Below are 19,250 nucleotides of genomic sequence, written 5' to 3'. Positions count from 1 at the left end.
GATGATCGGAATAGTGTTAACAAAAAGTCGGAAAATGTGGGGCAGGTCTCATCCGGTCGAGCTTCGAAGGTGTCCGTTGTGTCCGGATGTCGATGTGAAGCCTTTTCGAGCGTGTGTGGCCCATCTGCGCTTCTGCCAGGGACAAACCGGTACAGACCTCGTATACGTAGCCCGATGGAGTGATCCCTCGTTCGGGCTGTGTCCTGCGGAAACGGGTCATCGCTGCAGCTCGGGGCGGTACTGAAAATCAGCAACGCATTTGATCGAAACTTGCAGTGGGGATAACAATGCGAACCGTCGCGTACGCGAACAGTAACCCCTGTGCACGTAAAACCCGTGTGGCGCGGAACGTTGTGCACACAGCGGGTCGTACTGGGGGCTGCGCCGGTGAGTCCGGACTTCGGACGTTCGAGCACGAGGAGCGTCCGGGTGCGGGCCTGCGCAAACGGTCGCACATCGCGTGAGCGACGCACTACTGAACGCTCCACACCTCGCACCTTCGTGTGCCTAGTTGCAGGACGTGATCGATGGAAAGGCGTAGCAACGCCGACTGCTCGGGTTACACCGGGCGAGATGCCGGTGTAACCGCCGGGTTCGGGGACGCGTACCGGAGGCGGTCGCGTTCGCTGGCAGCCGCTGTGGGCGCGATGGTGCTCGCGCTCGTCATGACCGCGTGCGGCGGGGATCCGTCGGCCGGCGGCGGGCAGGACACCAAGCCGGTCGCCGTGACCGAGGAACAGCTCGCGAAGCTGCCCAAGGCCACGACCTACGACGCGCTCGAACAGGCGCCCGCCGACCCCGCGAAGGGGGACACGTCGGCGGGTAAGAACGGCACCGGAACGGTGCTGCACCCGAAGCAGACCCTGGCGGTGTACGACGAGCCGAGCGGCAAGCCGTTCGCGAAGCTGCCCGTCAAGCAGATCTCGTCGCCGACGTGGGTCCCGGTCGTCGCAGAGAAGGGCGATTGGGCGCAGATCCTGCTGCCCACACGTCCCAACGGCGCCAGTGGCTGGGTCCACACCACCGACAAGTCGGTCGAAGAGGCGCACAACGACTTCGCCGTCACGGTGCACCGCGACGACTTCACCCTCGAGATCACCAAGAAGGGTGAGCAGATCGGGGAATGGACCATCGGGGTCGGGAAGGACGAGCACCCGACGCCGACGGGGCGGCAGTACATCATCGCTTCCATCGAGGAGCAGGTGAACGACTACAGCCCCATCGTGCTTCCGCTGAGTTATCACTCGGAGTCGCACGAGACGTTCGGCGGTGGCCCCGGCACCGTCGGCATCCACACGTGGCCGGACAACAGCTTCGTTGGCAAGGCCAACAGCGACGGCTGCATCAGGGTGACGAAAGAAGCCCTGGACGAGCTCGTCAAGCTGCCGCTGGGAACGATCGTCGAGGTCGTTTGACGCCCCTCCCACGGCAGTGCCCCACCGGTGACGGGCCCCCGCCCGGAAACCCGACCCGAATGCACGACCGGAAATCGAAAGGTACTTCCTTGTCGAAGAAGAAGACTGCCGCGCTCGGCGCAGGCGCACTGTCGGCCGCCCTCGTCGGCGGTGTCATGTTCGCCCCGTCCGCGCTCGCGCAGACCGAGGACTCCGCTTTCGGCATCTCCGCCAGCGGCCTGATCAACATCGCCAAGACGCCGCACGTCGTGGGCGAGGGGTCCGAGACGGTGCTCGGCAGCAACGTGGCGGGCCTCGCGGAGGCGACGGTGCTCAACGCCGAGGCGTCCCCGAACTACGCCTACGCCGACGTCGCCAACCTCAGCGTCCTGCCCGGCCAGGCTCCCGGCGTCCCGGAGCTCCCGGGTGGTTCGCCCCTGATCGCGGCGACCGGAACCATCAGCGCCGAGTGCGACAACGGTGAGATGAGCTCGGACATCACCACGCTGACCATCGCCGGGCACGAGGTTCCGATCAACAACCTCGAGCCGAACACGACGGTGCTGCCCGAGCAGCTCGGCGGCGTTGCCCAGGTCACGTTGAACCAGCAGACCGACAACACGGTTACGGCCGTTCACATCGAGCTGCTGCAGGGCGTGCCGGGCCTGTCCGACATCGCCGGGCAGACGATCGACATCGCGTCGGCCACCTGCACCGCGGGTGACGACGACGGCGGCGACGACGGTGACAACGGCGGCGGCGACGGCGACAACGGCGGCGACAACGGCGGCGACAACGGCGGTGACAACGGCGGCGACGACAACGGTGACGGTGGCGGCGACGAGGCCGGCCCCGACGGTGCCGCCCCGGCTCCGACCCCGCAGCCCGGCCACCTGGACGTGACCGGCTGACGCATCCCCCAGGGGAGCTCCGCACATACGAAAGCGGCCTCCACAGTGGACATCCACTGTGGAGGCCGCTTCTCGTGCGTGCCCGAGCCTGCTCAGTCGTCCGAACCGGACGCGAGCCCCTTCGAGATCTGGTCCATGACCGTGCTGTCGGCGAGCGTGGTGACGTCGCCGACCTCGCGGTCCTCGGCCACGTCGCGCAGCAACCTCCGCATGATCTTGCCCGAGCGGGTCTTCGGAAGTTCCGGTACGACCATGATCTGCCGCGGCTTCGCGATCGGGCCGATCTCCTTCGCCACGTGATTGCGCAGCTCCTGGATCGCCTCGTCGCCCGCCTGCGCAGCGTCACCGCGCAGGATCACGAACGCCACGATGCCCTGGCCCGTCGTCTCGTCGCTCGCACCGACGACCGCGGCCTCCGCCACCGTCGGGTGCGACACCAGCGCCGACTCGACCTCCGTGGTGGAAATGCGGTGACCGGAGACGTTCATGACGTCGTCGACCCGGCCGAGCAGCCAGATGTCGCCGTCGTTGTCGTACTTGGCGCCGTCACCTGCGAAGTAGTAGCCCTGTTCGGCGAACCGCGACCAGTACGTGTCCTTGAACCGCTGGTCGTCACCCCAGATGCCGCGCAACATCGCGGGCCACGGCTTGTCCAGCACCAGGTAGCCGCCGCCACCGTTGCCGACCGGCTTACCCGCGTCGTCGACCACCTTCGCCGCGATGCCCGGCAGCGGCCGCTGCGCCGAACCCGGCTTGGCATGCGTGACACCGGGCAGCGGCGAGATCATGATCGCGCCGGTCTCGGTCTGCCACCATGTGTCGACGATCGGGCAGTTGCCACCGCCGATGGTCTCGCGGAACCACATCCACGCCTCGGGGTTGATCGGCTCACCGACCGAGCCGAGGAGCCGCAGCGACGACAGGTCGTAGCCGGCCGGGATGTCGGCGCCCCACTTCATGAACGTGCGGATGAGCGTCGGCGCCGTGTAGTAGATCGAGACCTTGTAGTTCTGGACGATCTCCCAGTGCCTGCCCTCGTGCGGGGTGTTCGGCGTGCCCTCGTAGACGACCTGTGTCGCACGGTTGGCCAGCGGGCCGTACACGATGTACGAGTGCCCGGTCACCCAGCCGATGTCCGCGGTGCACCAGTAGACGTCCTCGCCGGGCTTGTGGTCGAACACCGCGTTGTGCGTGTAGGCCGCCTGCGTCAGATAGCCGCCCGACGTGTGCAGAATGCCCTTCGGCTTACCCGTCGTGCCCGAGGTGTACAGGATGTACAGCGGGTGCTCCGAGTCGAACGCTTCCGGGGTGTGCTCGCCGGACTGGGAGTCGACCAGCTCGTCCCACCAGAGGTCGCGGCCCTCGGTCCACGGGACGTCGTCCGAGAGGTCGCTGCCGGTGCGGCGGACCACGATGACCTTCTCCACGCTCGCCGCACCCTCGAGTGCTTCGTCGACGTTCACCTTCATCGGTGCGGCCTTGCCGCGGCGGTACTGCCCGTCCGAGGTGATGACCACCTTGGCCTCGGCGTCGTCCACCCGCTGGCGAAGAGCGCTCGGCGAGAATCCGCCGAAGACCACGCTGTGCAACGCGCCGATCCGGGCGCACGCCAGCATCGCGACGATCGCCTCGGGGATCATCTGCAGCTGGATCGCCACGCGGTCACCGGCGGTGACACCGAGCGAGGTCAGCGCGTTCGCGGCCTTCGACACGTCATCCTTGAGCTGGGCATACGTGATGTCGCGGGTGTCGCCCGGCTCGCCGATCCAGTGGATGGCCGTCTGGTCGCCGTGGCCCGCCTCGACGTGCCGGTCGACGCAGTTGTAGGCGACGTTCAGCTTGCCGCCGACGAACCACTTCGCGAACGGGGCGTCCGACCAGTCCACGACCTGTGTCCACTTGGTGTCCCAGTGCAGGCGCTCGGCCTGCTTCGCCCAGAACGCCTCGCGGTCGGCGTCGGCCTCCGAATACCACTCCGCCGTCGCGTTGGCCGCCGCCGCGAACTCCGGGCTCGGAGGAAAACTCCGGCTCTCGGTCAACAGGTTGTCGAGTGCCGGCGACTGCTCTGTCGTCATCTGCAAGGCCTCCTGGTCGTTGCTCAGGCGCACGCGTCGTCGTTCCTGCGCCTGCCTGTGAAGTTAGTACCGCACGAGACAGGTTGCAGCCACGTTCGCCCACCCACAAGGCCCCGCGCTCGTTGCGGGCGCCCTGGGCGATGAGCGGCTGACGAACGGTCGGCGCATATGCTCGCCGGGGTGTGCAAGCGACGCGGGAGGATGGGCAGTGGCCGAGAGTGAGCCGGAGCGCGAGGTGCTCACATGGGATCTGTTCGGGACGGCGAGCCGGCAGCTCGCCACGGCCGTGGCCGACAGCGGGTTCCGGCCCGATCTGATCCTGTCGATCGCCCGCGGCGGCCTGTTCGTGGCTGGCGCGCTCGGATACGCGCTCGACGTGAAGAACCTGCACGTGATGAACGTCGAGTTCTACACGGGCGTCGACGAGCGACTGGACCTGCCGGTGATGCTGCCGCCGGTCCCGAACGCCGTGGACCTGGCGGGCGCCAAGGTGCTGGTGGCCGACGACGTCGCCGACACCGGTGCGACGCTGAAACTGGTGCGTGACTTCTGCGCCGACGAGGTTGCGGAGGTGCGCTGCGCCGTCGTGTACGAGAAGCCCGCGTCGACGGTGGCGTGCGATTACGTGTGGCGGCGGACCGACCGGTGGATCAACTTTCCCTGGTCGACCGAACCGCCCGTCATGACGAGAGAAGGTCAGGTGCTGGACGCATGAATCAGACGGCTGCTGCCGGGGACCCGCTCGCGCCGCTCGTCGAGCTCGACGGCGTCGCCGAGGCGGCGAAGTCGGCCCAGGACGCGGTGTTCGCCGTCCACCGGTACGGCGTGAACCTGCGCGAGGGCTCGGCCACGGCCGCCGAGGCGTCGGTGCGAGCCGCGCGCTCCTCGGCGGGTGTCGAGGGCGTCGACCCCGAGATCCCCGACGAAGGTGACGTGCGTGACCCGGTGCTGGCCGGTGCGCTGCGGGTGGCGAAGGCGAGCGAGACGCTCCTGCCGACGTGGCGCCGCGCCCCGATGCAGGCGCTCGCCCGGATCCACGTCCTCGCCGCGGCGGACCTGACGTCCGACTCCGACGCGCTGGGCAGGCCCGACCCTGCCGCGTCACCTCGACTGGAACTGCTCGGCCGACTCGTCACCGGCGGGACGAAGGTGCCTGCGGCAGTGCTGACGGCCGTCGTCCACGGCGAACTGCTGGCGTTGCAGGCGTTCGGCACCGCCGACGGGGTGGTCGCCCGCGCGGCGGCACGGTTGACGATGGTGGCGAGCGGACTGGACCCGAAGTCGCTGACCGTGCCCGAGGTCGCCTGTTTCCGCAGGCAGGAACGGTATGCCGAGACCGCGGCGGCGTTCGCCTCCGGAGAGCCCGACGGGGTGCGGGACTGGCTGCTGTTCTGCTGCGCCGGGTTCGAAGCGGGCGCCCGCGAAGCGCAGAGCATCGCGGACGCAGCCGCCTGATCACGCGCCCGGCCGGCGTTACGGGCCGGCCGGGCCCCGGGACGCCCGAACGGGAACGGCGCCCGAGTGGGAACCGTGGCCCGGCCGGGCCCGCGCGGCCGAGCCGTGCGGGTGCGACTCAGGATGCGCGGGGGCGGACCTCGTCGAGTGCGTCCCGGACGTGCCCGCCCGCATGGTCGAGTGCATCGGCCGCCGTCGTGACGTCGACGTCGCCGAGCAGGTGGACGAGCGCCACCTTCAGGTCACCGTCGGCCCTGGTCAGCGCCGCGTCACACGCCTGCTCGTCCGCGCCGGTCGCCTCGCCGAGGATGCGGAGCGTACGGCCGCGCAGCTTCGCGTTCGTGGCGAGCATGCCGACCATGAGGTTCGAATAGGTCCGGCCGAGTTTGACCATCGTGGCCGTGGAGAACGCGGTCAGCACCATCTTCTGTGCCGTGCCCGCCTTCATCCGGGTCGAGCCGGCCACGGCCTCGGCGCCCGTGTCCACGACGATCGACACGTCGACCTCCGCGGGTACCGGCGCCGACGGATTGTCCGACACCAGCCCGGTGTGCGCACCGAGCCGCTTGGCTTCCTTGAGCGCACCGAGCACGTACGGCGTCCGGCCCGAGGCGGTCAGTCCCAGCACGAAGTCGCCCGGCGTGACGGATTCCGCGATCTCGGCGGCACCGGCCGATTCGTCGTCCTCGGCGTTCTCCACGGGCAGCCGCAGCGCACGTTCTCCCCCGGCGTGGTGCGCGACGAACCAGTCGGCGGGAACGTTGTAGGTCGGCACCAGCTCGGCCGCGTCGAGCACCGCGAGCCTGCCCGAGGTGCCCGCACCCACGTAGTGCACCCGGCCGCCGCCGCGCAGCGCCGCCACCGCGTGGTCGACCGCCGTGGCGAGGACGTCCAGCACGCTCCGCACAGCACCGGCCACCTGCGCGTCCTCGGCGTTGATCGCCGACAGGATGCCGTGGGTCGACAACCGGTCGATGTCGGTCGTGCGCGGATTGCGCCCTTCGGTCGGCGACTCGACGTGTGCGATCGTCGCCACCTGCTGCGGACCCGCGTTCGTCGAGCGGGATGCCATGTTGCTCACCGTTTCAGTCCTCACCCGGCCACTCGCCGGCCGGGTTCTCATCGGGTGCGCCGCCGCCCGTCGGGGCGGGTACCGAGCCTGTGCGTGCCGACCGCGTCGCGAGTGGCGTCGAGGGCCTTCACAGCGTCGTCCATGTGCTGTTGCGCGATGCCGATGAACAGGCAGTCGATCACCGTCAGCTGGGCGATGCGGCTGGCGGTGGCGCCCGAACGGAAGGTCGTCTCCCGCGCGGCCGTGGTGAGTATGTGGTCGGCGACCTCCGCGATCGGTGACCGCGGGAAGTTCGTCAACGCGACCGTCGTCGCGCCGTGTTCCTTCGCGGCCCGGAGTGCCTCCACGGTGTCCGTCGTCGCGCCCGAATGCGAGATACCCACGGCGACGTCACCCTCGCCGAGCACCGCGGCCGACGTCAGCATGATGTGCGTGTCGGACCACGAGAAGCTCACCCGCCCGATGCGGTGCAGCTTCTGTTGCAGGTCGGCGGCGACGAACGCGCTCGCCCCGACGCCGTAGACGTCGACGCGGCCTGCGCCGGCCATCACGTCGACGACCTGCTGCAACCGGTCGACGTCGAGCTGTTCGGCGGTTTCCTCGACGGCTCTGGCGTCGGTGAACCCGATCTTGCCGACGATCGAGGCGAGGTCGTCGTCGTAGGAGATGTCACCACCGTGCATCTGCGGGGTGCGTGCCGCCGATCGGGCGGTGTCCGCGGCGAGCGCGATGCGCAGCTGCGGATAGCCACCGACGCCGATCGCCTTGCAGAAGCGGGTGACGGTCGTCTCGCTGGTATTGGCCGCAAGGGCGACCTCCGTGATGCTGCGGCGGGACACGGTCGTCGGGTCGTCCAGTACGACTTTGGCGACGCGCTGTTCGGCCTTCGCGAGGCCCGGCAGCAGGGACCGGATGCGGACCAGCGGACTGCCGTCCGGGTCGGCCGATTCCGAAGCCGCCGCGGCCACGGGGTCGTCCGTCGTGTCCGGCAAAGGTTCATCACCTGTAAGTCCCGTTGGAAAATTCCTTACTGCTGGCGTCTGCGACAAGGTTACCCACACCCTCCAGTCGATTGCAGCCCCTGGTGTGTCCCCCGCCGACCCGGCCGCTAGAACCATCGTTGCTCAGAAAGTCGCCAACCGCCTAGGGAGCGTTAGGCACAGCGCCTTAACGACTTGGCAACGTCACCTGCGGCTATGTGTCGGTAGCAGAGAGCGATTTCGCATGGTTTGCACGTTTCGGTGGTGCGACGGTGACGATCGTCGCGCGGCTGCACGACCATGACGCGGATGCAACCGGAACGGCCGGGTGGCCCACGCCGAACGTCGTGAATCTGCTGGTGAATGGCCAACAATCGCCCGTCATCACTGTCTCCTCGAAGGTGCACCGGGTGCCACTGGCGCCGGTGCCGAATCGCCGCCGCGGCCGCGCCGGTCCGGCGGTCGCTTCAACACCGTGGATGCCCATATCCGGAGGGGCATACGCGTCGATATGTGTAACGCGTGTGAGACCGCTCGCCTCGCGCACGCACACGAGGCGGCCCCGAGGGCAGTGCAGCACTGCCCTCGGGGCCGCCTCGGTGATCCGGCTCGCGTGGGGACGCGGATTACGAACCGGGCCGGTGGGAGACCGGCTTGGGCCGCAGCCCGGCGTTGTCGGACTTCCGGCCGTCGCCGGTGGCGCCGGCCGGGCCGGCGCCACCGGCGTTACCGCTCCTGCCATTACCGTGCCCGCCGTTGCGGGACTTGCCGTTCGCCGGCTTGTCGTCCTGGCCCGGGGTGCGGAACCAAGAGCCGCCGCCCGCGTTCGGCTTGGCCTTCAGTGCCTGCGACATGGCCGTCGCCCACGCCTCGCGAGCGTCGTTGACCGAACCCCATTCGCGGGTCGGGTGCACGCGGTTGGTCAGCAGGATGGCCATCGACTGCGAGTTCGGGTCGATCACGAACGACGTGCCTGTGTAGCCCGTGTGCCCCGCGGTGACGGGGGAGGACAGTTCGCCCATGTACCAGTCCTGGTCGAGTTCGAATCCGAGCCCGTGGGCGTGGCCGGGGAACTCCTGGTTGCGGTTCGTGAGCATGTCGCGAACGCTGCGTTCCTTCAGGATCCGCTCACCGCCGTAGACGCCGCCGTTCAGTAGCGTCTGCCCGAGCACTCCCATGTCGCGGACGGTCGAGAAGATGCCCGCGTGACCGGCGATGCCGTCGAGTGACCAGGCGTTCTCGTCGTGCACGACACCGCGGATCATGCCGCGATCCGGCTCGGACTGGTACTCCGTGGCCGCGATGCGGTCCCGCTTCGAAGCGGGCGGGTTGAAGCCCGTGTCGGTCATCCCGAGCGGCGCCGTGATGTTGTCGTGGACATAGTGGTCGAGCCGCTTGCCGGTGAGCTTGCCGACGAGCTCGCCGAGCGTGATCAGATTCAGATCGGAGTACTCGTACTCGGTTCCCGGCTCGTTCACGGGCTCGGCGGCCAGCACTGCTCCGATACGCGAGGTGCGGTCCGGGTAGTCCTCCCACAGCGGCATCGTGGCCTGCAGCCCCGAGGTGTGGGTCAGGAGCTGCTCGACGGTGATCGAGTCCTTGCCGTTCGCGCCGAAGGCGGGCAAATAACGCGCGACGGGCGCCGACAGCTCGACGTCGCCGCGCTCGATCAGCTGCATCACGGCGATCGAGGTGAACAGCTTGGTCACCGATGCCATGTCGAAGATGGTGTTCTCGCGTACTCGAACCTGCTGGTTCGGCGGCAGCTCGTTGCCGTCGCGGTCGAAGCGCACTGCGCCGCCCGCCGAGAACTTGCCCGCGACCTTGCCGTCGTGGGCGAGAAGTCCGGCGGCGCCGGAGTACATCGGATGGCCGTCGACGGCATCCGACGCGGTCAGCTCGGCCAGCCGCCGCTCCGCCTGCCTGATCGGCCGCGGGTCCAGGCCCGCGTCCTTGGGCTTGGCGTGAGCGAGCGCGCCCGCCGTCGGCGACAGCGCGGTGCGTGGACCGTCCGATCGCCCTTCGTCGGGTGTCGCCGCCGCCGCGGTGGTCGTGCTTGTCAGGACGAAGACAGCCGTCATCGCCACGATTCTGCCTCGCACGCGAGTAATCCCCCTACCGGTAGATCAGATACTGCTCCCGGTTCCGGCGGAATCCGTCGATCTCATCGGACCACGAACCGATGATCTCGTCGGTGCCTGCGCCGGCGTTCACCATGCTGCGGAGGCGATCGGAACCGAAGAGCTTGTCGATGAAGTTGTCCTCGCGCCACCCGAACAGCTTGGGGTGCACCCGTTTCGCCGTAACGATCATGGCGATGCCCGTGCGGATGGGCTCGAACGCGTGCGGGTCGGTGATGTTCAGCTGAACGCCACCGCATTGTTCGTCGGTGAATTTGCCGAACGTCGGCACGAAGTACGTTTCCCGGAACGATACACCGGGAAGGTTCTGTTCCTGGAGTGCTTCACGCCACTTCCAGTCGACCCCCGGGGCGCCCAAGATCTCGAACGGCCGTGTGGTGCCCCGTCCTTCGGAGAACACCGTTCCCTCGAAAAGGCAGGTGCCGGGGTATGCGAGCGCGGTGTCCGGGGTCGGCATGTTGGGGCTCGGTGGCGTCCACAGAAGATCGGTTTGCGAGAACAAACGATCACGTTTCCAGCCACGAATCTCGATGACGTCCAGATTATCGAGTTTCCCGCCTTCCTCCGGCAGGAATTCGTTGTTGAACAATCGCGCGAGTTCGCCCGCCGTCATGCCGTGCTGCAGGACGATCGGTTTGAGCCCGACGCCGGAGCTGAATTTCGGGTCGAGCATCGGGCCGAACGCGGAACCGCCGATGGGGTTGGGGCGGTCGAGCACGACGAACTCCACCCCGACTCGTGCGGCCGCGGCCATGCCCTCGTACATCGCCCAGATGTAGGTGTAGAAGCGTGATCCCACATCGGCGATGTCGAAGACGACCGTGTCCACACCCGATTTCCGGTACATCCGTGCGAGTTCGTCGATCGTGGCGCCGTACGCGTCGTAGACGGGAACGCCGGTGCGCGGGTCCTCGTAGTCGCCCTCGGAACCGCCGGCCTGCGCACTGCCCCTGAATCCGTGCTCGGGGCCGAACGCGGCAACCGGTCGGACGCCCGCCGCGATCAGCGAATCGACGATGTGATCGCCGCTGACCAGCACTCCGGTGGGGTTGGACAGCACGCCCACCTTGCGCCCGGCGAGGCGCTTCCAGCCTTCGTCGGCGAGAAGGTCGGCGCCGGGCCGGACGGCCCGCCCAGGTACGGGGCCGGGCCGTGCGGCGGCGCTGTCGGACGACGTGCCCGGGCGCGGAGCCGCGGACGCGAGCTGGGACCCCGAGGTCAGCAGGGGCGTCGCGAGGGCGCTCGCGGTCAGGAACGAGCGTCGGTTCAAAGGCATGTCATCACCAGGTCAGACCGTGGCCGAAGGGGTAGAGGGTCGTGTCGGGGTCGTCCCCGGCCGGAATCGTGACCGGCAACTTGCCGTGCGGGGCCTGCTGGCCGAGCAGCACCTTCGCGAGCGAGGTCATGGAAACGTCCCGCCAGTCGTACGTGGCGAGCCATGTCGGGACGTCGACGTAGCCGGGGTCGTAGGGCTCCTGGACCGAGACTGCCACGACGTTCGCGTCCGTGGCCAACAACTCGTGCAGCAGGTCACGTTGTGCGGCGTCGCCCGAGAGACCGTTCGTGAGGACGACGACCGTGTCGGCGTCACCCGCTGCGTTCACGGCACGCCGGATCGTTGCCTCGTCCGGCTGTGCTCCGGTCGGCAGTGCCGTCGCCGAATCGCCGAGCTTCGACGCGAGCGACTCGACCGGCCGTGCCGGGTAACCCGGGTAGTCGAGGTTGTTCCAGCCGGTCACCAGCGTGTTGCCCTCGCCGGGAAGGGGCAGAACCCCGTCGTCGTTGCGCAGCAGCGTCGGAGCCCTGTCCGTGGCGGCCTGCACCGTCTCGCGGTTCTCCGGCGTGCCGACCTTCTCGCCAACGGCCCCGACGTTGACCATCGGCGCCTCGGGAATGCCGCGCTCGGCCTTCAGTTCGAGAATGCGCAACACGCTCTTGTCGATGCGCTGTTCGGTGATGCGTCCGCTTTCCACCGCGTCGAGTACGCCGTTGACGGCGACGTCGAGGTCCGGCGGCATCAGCATCTGGTCGACACCCGCTTCGAGGGCGAGCACCGGGATCTCACTGTCGGGGTGCATCTCCCGCACGCCCTGCATCTGCAGTGAGTCGGTGACGACGACACCGTCGTAGCCGAGTTCTTCGCGCAGTAGTCCGGTCATGATCGGCTTCGACAACGTGGCCGGCTCACCCGACGGATCTAGGCTGGGCACGCGGATGTGCGCGGTCATGATCGAGTCGATGCCCGCGTCGACCGCCGCCTTGAAGGGCGGCAGGTCGATCTCGCGCCATTCCTGCTCGGTGCGGTCGATCGTCGGCAGGCTGGTGTGGCTGTCGGTCGCCGCGTCGCCGTGCCCCGGGAAGTGTTTGGCCGAGCTCGACACGGTCGCGGTGTCGCTGCCCGAATCCTGGTAGCCGTGAACCTGCGCGCGCACGAAGTCACTCGCCACCTGCGGATCCGCGGAGAAGGACCGTGATCCGATGATCGGGTTCGCGGGGTTGGAATTGACGTCGGCGACCGGGGCGAAGTCCTGGGTGATTCCCATGGCGCGCAGCTCGGAGCCCGTGACGGCGGCGGTGGCCTTCGCGGCCTCGGTGTCACGGCCTGCGCCGATGGCCATCGCGCTCGGCTGCTCGGTTGCGGGTTCACCCACGCGCGTAACGCGTCCGCCTTCCTGATCCACCGAGACGATCAGTGGCACGCCGGCATCCGTGGCGAGTGCCGCCCGCTGGAGACCGTTGGACAGCTTCGCGACCTGTTTCGGGCGCTCGATGTTGTCGGTGCCGCCGTGGTTGAAGTAGATGACCCCGCCCGGCTGGTACTTACGGACGACGTCGGACGGCGTGTCCACGCCGTACTTCTCCTGGTTGCCGGCGTGTTTCTCGTTCGGCGCCTGTCCCCAGACGTCGGCGACGAACAGCTGCCCCACCTTCTGCTCGAGCGTCATGTCGCGCAGCGTCCGTTCGGCCCAGCTCACGTTGCTGTCCGGACCGGCCTGCGCCGGAGGGGTCGTGCGGACCTCGGCGCCTGCGGTGGATGCACCCACACCGCCGGTGGCGACGAGAAGTCCCGTGAGTGTGGCAGCGGCATAGCTGTTCCTCCTGCGCGGGGAAGCAGGTTTTGTCACGAAATCCCTCCAGTGAGCGTGTGGATGTGGGAAATCCACGAATGCGTCAGCACCGGAAAGCTAAGCGAGCACGATAGGCCCGTCAATGGACGAACGTCGCGGACCGTCACGAGTGGACCGTTCCCTCCGGAAAACGGCAGGAACGGTCCACTCGTGACATGCCGATGGGGGAACGGAATCCGCCATTCGCGGCGCTATTCACGACCACGGAAGCGGGGCGCACGGAGCGACGTGGGGCAGAGCGACGCGGGGCACGGAACCTGCGTGGGGAGGGTGCCGCGCTCACGGAGTGGCACGCGATGCACTGCGCCGGAGATATGGCGCCGGAGGTACGGCGCCGGAGGCACGGCGCCCATTGAGTGCGGCGCCCACGGAGGCGGCACGCGGCGCTGGAGGGGTGCGCACAGAGGCGTGGCCCGCCGACGATGTCGACGGGCCCCACCTCGCGCGAGGGCCTGGGCGACCAAGCTGCAACGTGTGTCGCATCTTTTGGGGTACTAGGCGTCCGGCGTCCCGGTAACGCAGTCCCACGGCGACGAAGCCTTACGCGGCGTGCCCAGCGTGGGTACCCGGTACTCGCGCACGGAGATCGATCGGGGTGGATCGGGCTTATCTTCGCCGGATCCCTGGCCGGTTCGACGTCCGCACCTCCAGTTGTACTCAGTGATGCAGTTCACTTCAAGGGGCAGTTCGGGTGCACCGGTACAGATTGTGGCCGGATATGCGCATGACGTGGGTTTCCTTGCTGTGGCGGGAAAGTCAGCCGCCGGACGGGTGTTGACGCCGATACGGCCCACGTCCGCCGGCCCGAGCTGCCGTGCCAGCTTCGGACGTCAGGCAGGTCGCTCGCCGGTTCGCCGGGTCAGTCCGTAGGCGGCCGTTCCGGCGACGGCGGCGATCCCGAGCCCGAGTCCGACCCCGGCGAGCATGTTCGACCGCGCCGTCACCTTCGACCGGATGGACACCGGCTTCTCGAAGGTGTGAATCTCCCAGGTCCGTTCCGTGGCGATCCGGCGCAGCGTGCGGTCCGGATTCACCGCGTGCGGATGCCCGACGGTTTCCAGCAGTGGGACGTCGGTGCTCGAATCGCTGTACGCGTGGCAGTGGGTGAGGTCGTAGCCGCGTTCGGCCGCGAGGTGGCGCGCCGCGGCTGCCTTCTGCTCGCCGTAGCAGTAGAAGTCGATCTCGCCGGAGTAGTGCCCGTCCACGATGCCCATACGGGTGCCGACGCTGTGGTCGGCGCCGAGCATCGCGGCGATCGGAGTGACCACCTCGTCGCCTGCCGCCGACAGCACGATCACGTCGTGGCCCTGCGCCTTGTGGGCGGCGATGAGCGCCTCGGCCTCGGCGTAGACGAGCGGCGTCACGACGTCGTGCAGCGTTTCGGCCACGACCGCGCGCAGCTGTGCGACGTCCCAGCCGCGGCACAGCGCGGAGATCTCGGCCCTGAGGCGTTCGGTACGTTCTTCGTCGGCGCCGGACAGCGAGAACACGAGCTGTGCGTATGCGCTCTTGAGGGCCGTGCGGCGGCTGATCATTCCTTCGCGCATGAGCGGTCTGCCGAACGCCAGTGCGCTCGAGGACGCAATGATCGTCTTGTCGAGGTCGAAGAACGCCGCGGCGTCGCAGCTTGGGGAGTTCCCGGAGTCGGCCACGTTCTCACGATAGGTGATCGGCAAAGCCGGTTGTGCCGCCGGACCGACGCAGATCGTCCCGCCGCACGCCCCGTCCGTGGCCGGGATCGGCGCTACCCTTCTGTTACCGAATTGCCTGTTCGGAACCGGTTTCGGACCGGTTGGCGGAGCTACCCTGGAAGTAGTCCGGTATCGCTCCCGGATACGGCTCGGCTCACCCCCGGCCGAGCCCGGGCGGTCCCCGTTTCCCTCCCCCTGGCGGGGGCCGCCTCCTCGATTCTCGCCTGCGCTCTTCCTCGCTGCGCTGTTTCCGGTGCACGGCTTTCCTGTGCACGGCCCCGGTTACCGCTGAGTTATCCACAACGACCCGGTTATCCACAACTTTGCGATTCCCCTCTTTCCGTCGCGGTGGCCGCAGGTGAATGTGGATGGCAGCCGAAATTCTCTGGGGGGCGCAATGGAACGGGCTGTGGACCGGACGGCGGAACCGGGCGTCGTCGCGAACGCCGTGACCACCGGCACGATGTCCGGTGGTCACGGACGGCCGCTCGTCGTCGCACGTGAAGGGCGGGTGCTCGACGAGATCCGCAGGCACGCCGCGGCGGTCGACTGCGATCTCGTCCACGTGGCAGATCTCGACGACGCGGAACCGTACTGGCACGAAGCACCGCTCGTGCTCGTCGACGAGGACGTCGCGCCGAGCACCCGGGTGCGACCTCGGCGAGGCGACGTCGTACTGGTGTGCGGCGGGAAACCGCCGCAGAGCATGTGGCGCCGCGCCGTGGTGCTGGGTGTGCGTGAGGTCGTGACACTGCCCGACGCCGACGGGGTGCTGCTCACCTCGTTGGCCGATGTCGTGGAGCGGCCGAGCACGGACCGGGGGCGGGTGGTCGCCGTCGTCGGTGGACGCGGAGGGGCCGGTGCGTCGGTGCTGGCGGCGGCCGTGTCCGTCAGCGCCGCCAGGCAGGGCGGCAGATCCGTCCTCGTCGACTGCGATCCCCTCGGCGGCGGTATCGATCTCGTGCTCGGCGCCGAACTGCAGGACGGAGTGCGCTGGCCGGACGTACGGGTCCAGGGCGGGCGGGTGGCCATGTCGGCGCTCGACGAGGCCTTGCCGGTTGCCGGGCCTGCCGACGGGCCGGTCGCGCTGCTCTCCTGTGACCGCGACGGTGGAGGTCCTGCCCCGGAGACGGTCGAGGCGGTGCTTCGAGCGGGGGTGCGTGCAGGGCGGACCGTCGTGTGCGACCTGCCACGGGATCCGGGTCCGTGTGGCCGGCGGGTGCTCACCGTCGCGGACCTCGTCGTCGTGGTGGTGCCCGCCGAACTGCGCGCGTGCGTCGCGGCCTCGCGAGTGCTGGAGCGGCTCGGGGAACCCCGTGGCCGCGTCAGGGTGCTGGTGCGCGGTCCGTCGCCGGACGGACTCGGGGCGCGTGACGTCGCGGGCAGCGTGGGCGTGCCGCTGCTCGGGTGGGTGCCCGCCGACCGCCGTGTCGCCAAGGCCGTCGAGCGGGGTTCGTTCAACCCACGACGCCGGGGCGCGCTCGGCACCGCGGCCCGCACCGTACTCCGAGAACTCGCCATCGGCTGATACCCGCCGGCCGACTGTCCACATTGACCGTTCCGGAGCAATGCTCCGATATCGTTTCTCAAGGGGAGAACATGGGAAGCAGTACTGTCCATTCACTACCCGAAGAAGATGCGGAACCGCATGACGGTCCGCGACTGGTCGAACGGGTTCGGCAGCGGCTTGCGAACACCGGCTCTGCCGCCGATCCGCAGTCGGTGGCCGAAGCGGTGCGTGCTGAAACGACCGGAGTCGCAGGGCATCTCGACGTCCTCGACGCGCTCCGTTTGCTGCGGCACGAGTTCGTCGGTGCCGGACCGTTGGAACCGCTGCTCGACGACTCGGCGGTGACCGACGTGCTGGTGACCGCTCCCGACGAAGTGTGGGTCGACGGCTCCGGCGGTCTGCGCCGCACGGACGTGACCTTCGCCGACGAGGAGGCCGTGCGCAGGCTGGCGCAGCGGCTCGCGCTCGCGGCGGGCAGGCGCCTCGACGACGCCCAGCCGTTCGTCGACGGCTGGTTGTCCGGGGCGGGACCGCACGGACGGGTACGTATGCACGCGGTGTTGCCGCCCGTGGCGGCGGCCGGGACCTGTCTGTCGCTGCGTGTCCTCCGGCCCGCCGCGCACGATCTTCGGGCTCTCCGCAGGCTGGGCACAGTCGACGAATCCGGTTTCGCGTTGTTGGAGGCCGTCGTCGCGGCGCGGCTGGCTTTCCTGATCAGCGGTGCGACCGGTTCCGGCAAGACGACCCTGCTCGCGGCGCTGCTCGGCGCGGTCTCCCCGAAGGAGCGCATCGTCAGTGTGGAGGACGCCGCGGAGATTCGGCCGTCGCATCCACAGGTGGTGCAGCTCGTCGCGCGGCCTGCCAACGTCGAGGGTGCGGGTGAGGTGACGCTGCGCGACCTCGTGCGGGAGGCCCTGCGGATGCGGCCGGATCGGCTGGTCGTCGGCGAGGCGCGCGGCTCTGAGGTCTGTGAGTTGCTGAACGCGCTCAACACCGGTCACGACGGCGGTGCGGGCACCCTGCACGCCAACTCACCGAGTGAAGTGCCCGCCCGACTCGAGGCGCTGGCCGCGCTCGGTGGACTGACCCGGTCGGCGCTGCACAGCCAGCTCGCGGCGGCGGTGCAGATCGTGCTGCACATGGAGCGGGCAGGCGGCACGCGGCGCCTCACCGAGATCGGCGTCCTACGGCGTAGCGGCGACGGAGTCGAGGTGCGGCCCGTCTGGACGTCGTCTGGTCCCACTGCGGACCACGAGCTGCTGACGTCCATGCTGCGCGGCCGGGGAGTGGAGCCGCCATGGTGACGGCAGTCCAGCTGGCCCCCGCCCTGGCTTCCGGGGGCGCGGCACTGCTGCTCTGGCCGCAACAGCGGGGCAGACAGCGGTTGCGGGGTGTGGTCCAGCGGGCGCCCGCCCCGGAACGTTCCGGGAGCCGGTGGCGAGCGCCGTGGTCGTGGCGCGCCGGTGCCGTCGCGGCGCTGCCACCGGTACTGCTGGTCTCCCTGTGGGTGGGCGCCGGTCTCGTGCTGGCGGCCGGGTTCGGTGTGGCCGCGGTGTGCGTGCAGACCCGGGCTCGCCGCCGCGTTCGGCGGGGCGTTGCCGCGTTGAACGGCCTCGCCGAGGCGTTGCGCGCGATGGCGGGCGACCTCCGTGCCGGCGCGCATCCCGCGACCGCGGCCGAAGCTGCGGCGCAGGATGCGGCGCCTCACGTCGCTCCGGTGTTCCGGGCCATCGCGGTGTCGGTGCGGCTCGGCGGCGAACCGGACACCGGCCTCGCCGGGCTGCCTCCGAACTCGGCATCGCTGCCGGTCGGCGTGCTGGAGCGCGTGACCGCCGCGTGGTCGCTTGCGCGGCGGCACGGACTGGCTCTGGCCGACATCGTCGACGCGGTCCACCGCGACGTGGCGACGCGTGCCCGGCTTGCGAGCGCGCTCGACGCGCGGATGGCGGGACCACGGGCGAGCGCACTGATTCTTGCGGGACTGCCCGTCCTCGGAGTGCTGCTCGGCGAGGCGATGGGAGCGGCACCGCTCGGCGTGCTCCTCACGACGACAGCTGGGCAGGTGCTCCTTGCGGTGGGCTCCGCGTTGTTACTCGGCGGTGTGGCGTGGACTTCGGCGATCACGGGCAAGGTGTTGCCCGGATGAGCCCGCTCGTGCCTGCGTTGCTCGCCGCTGCGCTCTGGCTGCCGCCGGTTCCGTCGGCCACACGGTTGCGTGCGCTGCTCCCGTCGCGGCCGGCTTCGATGCCACGCTCGCGGCTGCTGCGAACCCTGACGTCTCCGGAACGCGGGTTGCCGGCGTGCGCGGCGGTGTCGGTCGCGCTGCTCGTCGCCGCCGCGGGGGCGGTCGTGGCAGCGCCCTTCACCGGCGCCTGCGTGTGGTGGGGCATCCGGCGGGCGCGAGCGCGCCGTGGCCGCCCACAGCCGGATCCGTTGCGCATGGCTGCGACCGGTGACCTGCTTGCCGCATGCCTGCGTTCGGGCATGCCGGTGTCCACCGGAGTGCACGCGGTGGCGTCGACGGCCCAACCAGATGCGGCCGCCGCGCTTCGTGCCACCGCGGGGTTGCTGACGCTCGGTGCAGAACCCCGGCAGGCCTGGCAGCCGGCTCGGGAGTGCCCGGCCACGGCCGAACTCGCTCGCGCCGCCTGCCGTACTGCCCGCTCCGGCAGTGCGCTCGCAGGGGTCGCTGAAGACATGGCTCACCGGGAACGTGAGGCCGTCGCGGACACCGCAGAGGCCCGCGCCCAACGAGCGGCAGTTCTGGTGACGGGGCCGCTCGGGTTGTGCTTCCTGCCCGCGTTCCTGTGTCTCGGCATCGCGCCTGTCGTGATCGGACTCGCGGGCGAGTTATTGGTCTGAACCGCTCGTCTCGGCCGAAGGCCCACTGCGT

15 protein-coding genes are annotated in these 19,250 nt (G+C 69.3%); 8 read left to right on the top strand and 7 right to left on the bottom strand.

Annotation, left to right across the window (positions count from 1 at the left end; translation table 11 throughout):
- Positions 1-527: 527 nt before the first annotated feature.
- Together ldt-CoaP and LY12_RS14790 are read left to right on the top strand one after the other, a co-directional pair.
- Complete coding sequence (gene ldt-CoaP, locus LY12_RS14795; protein WP_504967631.1) at positions 528-1,415, top strand: L,D-transpeptidase, choice-of-anchor protein P-associated; 888 nt, start codon at positions 528-530, stop codon at positions 1,413-1,415.
- Between the two features lie 89 nt (positions 1,416-1,504).
- Positions 1,505-2,305, top strand: a complete 801-nt coding sequence (locus LY12_RS14790; RefSeq protein ID WP_253856981.1) for a choice-of-anchor P family protein — start codon at positions 1,505-1,507, stop codon at positions 2,303-2,305.
- 92 nt (positions 2,306-2,397) lie between these two features.
- On the opposite strand, the gene acs is transcribed toward LY12_RS14790, so the two are convergent.
- A complete protein-coding gene (gene acs, locus LY12_RS14785) occupies positions 2,398-4,380 on the bottom strand; it encodes an acetate--CoA ligase (protein WP_253856980.1) in 1,983 nt (660 codons plus the stop codon).
- Between the two features lie 208 nt (positions 4,381-4,588).
- Here acs and LY12_RS14780 point away from each other — a divergent pair, with 208 nt between their 5' ends.
- The gene (locus LY12_RS14780; protein WP_253856979.1) at positions 4,589-5,095 is read left to right on the top strand and encodes a phosphoribosyltransferase; all 507 of its coding nucleotides are present in this window, start codon (positions 4,589-4,591) and stop codon (positions 5,093-5,095) included.
- A complete protein-coding gene (locus LY12_RS14775; RefSeq protein WP_253856978.1) occupies positions 5,092-5,835 on the top strand; it encodes a Fic family protein in 744 nt (247 codons plus the stop codon). Before LY12_RS14780 ends, LY12_RS14775 begins: the two co-directional genes overlap by 4 nt.
- A 118-nt stretch (positions 5,836-5,953) precedes the next feature.
- On the opposite strand, the gene LY12_RS14770 is transcribed toward LY12_RS14775, so the two are convergent.
- The 6 genes from LY12_RS14770 to LY12_RS14745 form a co-directional block, all read right to left on the bottom strand.
- The gene (locus tag LY12_RS14770; protein ID WP_253857428.1) at positions 5,954-6,907 is read right to left on the bottom strand and encodes an N-acetylmuramic acid 6-phosphate etherase; all 954 of its coding nucleotides are present in this window, start codon (positions 6,905-6,907) and stop codon (positions 5,954-5,956) included.
- Positions 6,908-6,954: 47 nt separating this feature from the next.
- A complete protein-coding gene (locus LY12_RS14765; protein WP_372493510.1) occupies positions 6,955-7,899 on the bottom strand; it encodes a MurR/RpiR family transcriptional regulator in 945 nt (314 codons plus the stop codon).
- A 614-nt stretch (positions 7,900-8,513) separates the two neighbouring features.
- Positions 8,514-9,968: a serine hydrolase domain-containing protein gene (locus tag LY12_RS14760; protein ID WP_253856976.1), complete on the bottom strand. Its 1,455-nt coding sequence runs from the start codon at positions 9,966-9,968 to the stop codon at positions 8,514-8,516.
- Between the two features lie 34 nt (positions 9,969-10,002).
- Positions 10,003-11,304: an exo-beta-N-acetylmuramidase NamZ family protein gene (locus tag LY12_RS14755; protein WP_253856974.1), complete on the bottom strand. Its 1,302-nt coding sequence runs from the start codon at positions 11,302-11,304 to the stop codon at positions 10,003-10,005.
- Positions 11,305-11,308: 4 nt separating this feature from the next.
- The gene (locus LY12_RS14750) at positions 11,309-13,153 is read right to left on the bottom strand and encodes a glycoside hydrolase family 3 protein (protein ID WP_253856972.1); all 1,845 of its coding nucleotides are present in this window, start codon (positions 13,151-13,153) and stop codon (positions 11,309-11,311) included.
- An 833-nt stretch (positions 13,154-13,986) separates the two neighbouring features.
- Positions 13,987-14,808 carry an HAD family hydrolase gene (locus LY12_RS14745; RefSeq protein WP_253856971.1) on the bottom strand — a complete coding sequence of 274 codons (822 nt, stop codon included), beginning with the start codon at positions 14,806-14,808 and terminating at the stop codon, positions 13,987-13,989.
- A 448-nt stretch (positions 14,809-15,256) separates the two neighbouring features.
- Between LY12_RS14745 and ssd the strand changes: the two genes are divergently transcribed.
- The 4 genes from ssd to LY12_RS14725 all read left to right on the top strand — a co-directional run bounded on the left by ssd (position 15,257) and on the right by LY12_RS14725 (position 19,219).
- Positions 15,257-16,375, top strand: coding sequence for a septum site-determining protein Ssd (ssd, locus tag LY12_RS14740; protein ID WP_308292123.1), 1,119 nt, complete (start codon positions 15,257-15,259; stop codon positions 16,373-16,375).
- A gap of 71 nt (positions 16,376-16,446) precedes the next feature.
- The gene (locus LY12_RS14735) at positions 16,447-17,661 is read left to right on the top strand and encodes a TadA family conjugal transfer-associated ATPase (RefSeq protein ID WP_253856970.1); all 1,215 of its coding nucleotides are present in this window, start codon (positions 16,447-16,449) and stop codon (positions 17,659-17,661) included.
- Complete coding sequence (locus LY12_RS14730) at positions 17,655-18,503, top strand: type II secretion system F family protein (protein WP_253856969.1); 849 nt, start codon at positions 17,655-17,657, stop codon at positions 18,501-18,503. Before LY12_RS14735 ends, LY12_RS14730 begins: the two co-directional genes overlap by 7 nt.
- A complete protein-coding gene (locus tag LY12_RS14725) occupies positions 18,500-19,219 on the top strand; it encodes a type II secretion system F family protein (RefSeq protein WP_253856965.1) in 720 nt (239 codons plus the stop codon). The genes LY12_RS14730 and LY12_RS14725 overlap by 4 nt, the downstream gene beginning before the upstream one ends.
- Positions 19,220-19,250: the final 31 nt, after the last annotated feature.

This window comes from Prauserella alba (genome assembly GCF_024171735.1).
In the GTDB taxonomy this organism is placed as follows: Bacteria; Actinomycetota; Actinomycetes; order Mycobacteriales; family Pseudonocardiaceae; genus Prauserella; species Prauserella alba.
The sequence above is the reverse complement of the archived record's forward strand: the minus strand, read 5'-3'. Positions and strand labels throughout refer to the sequence as shown.

Excerpts from the sequence above, each read along its gene's own strand:
- LY12_RS14760 (WP_253856976.1), bottom strand. The coding sequence starts at position 9,968 with ATGACGGCTGTCTTCGTCCTGACAAGCACGACCACCGCGGCGGCGGCG.
- LY12_RS14755 (WP_253856974.1), bottom strand. The coding sequence starts at position 11,304 with ATGCCTTTGAACCGACGCTCGTTCCTGACCGCGAGCGCCCTCGCGACG.
- LY12_RS14735 (WP_253856970.1), top strand. The coding sequence starts at position 16,447 with ATGGGAAGCAGTACTGTCCATTCACTACCCGAAGAAGATGCGGAACCG.
- LY12_RS14730 (WP_253856969.1), top strand. The coding sequence starts at position 17,655 with ATGGTGACGGCAGTCCAGCTGGCCCCCGCCCTGGCTTCCGGGGGCGCG.
- LY12_RS14775 (WP_253856978.1), top strand. The coding sequence starts at position 5,092 with ATGAATCAGACGGCTGCTGCCGGGGACCCGCTCGCGCCGCTCGTCGAG.
- LY12_RS14725 (WP_253856965.1), top strand. The coding sequence starts at position 18,500 with ATGAGCCCGCTCGTGCCTGCGTTGCTCGCCGCTGCGCTCTGGCTGCCG.
- LY12_RS14770 (WP_253857428.1), bottom strand. The coding sequence starts at position 6,907 with ATGGCATCCCGCTCGACGAACGCGGGTCCGCAGCAGGTGGCGACGATC.
- ldt-CoaP (WP_504967631.1), top strand. The coding sequence starts at position 528 with ATGGAAAGGCGTAGCAACGCCGACTGCTCGGGTTACACCGGGCGAGAT.
- acs (WP_253856980.1), bottom strand. The coding sequence starts at position 4,380 with ATGACGACAGAGCAGTCGCCGGCACTCGACAACCTGTTGACCGAGAGC.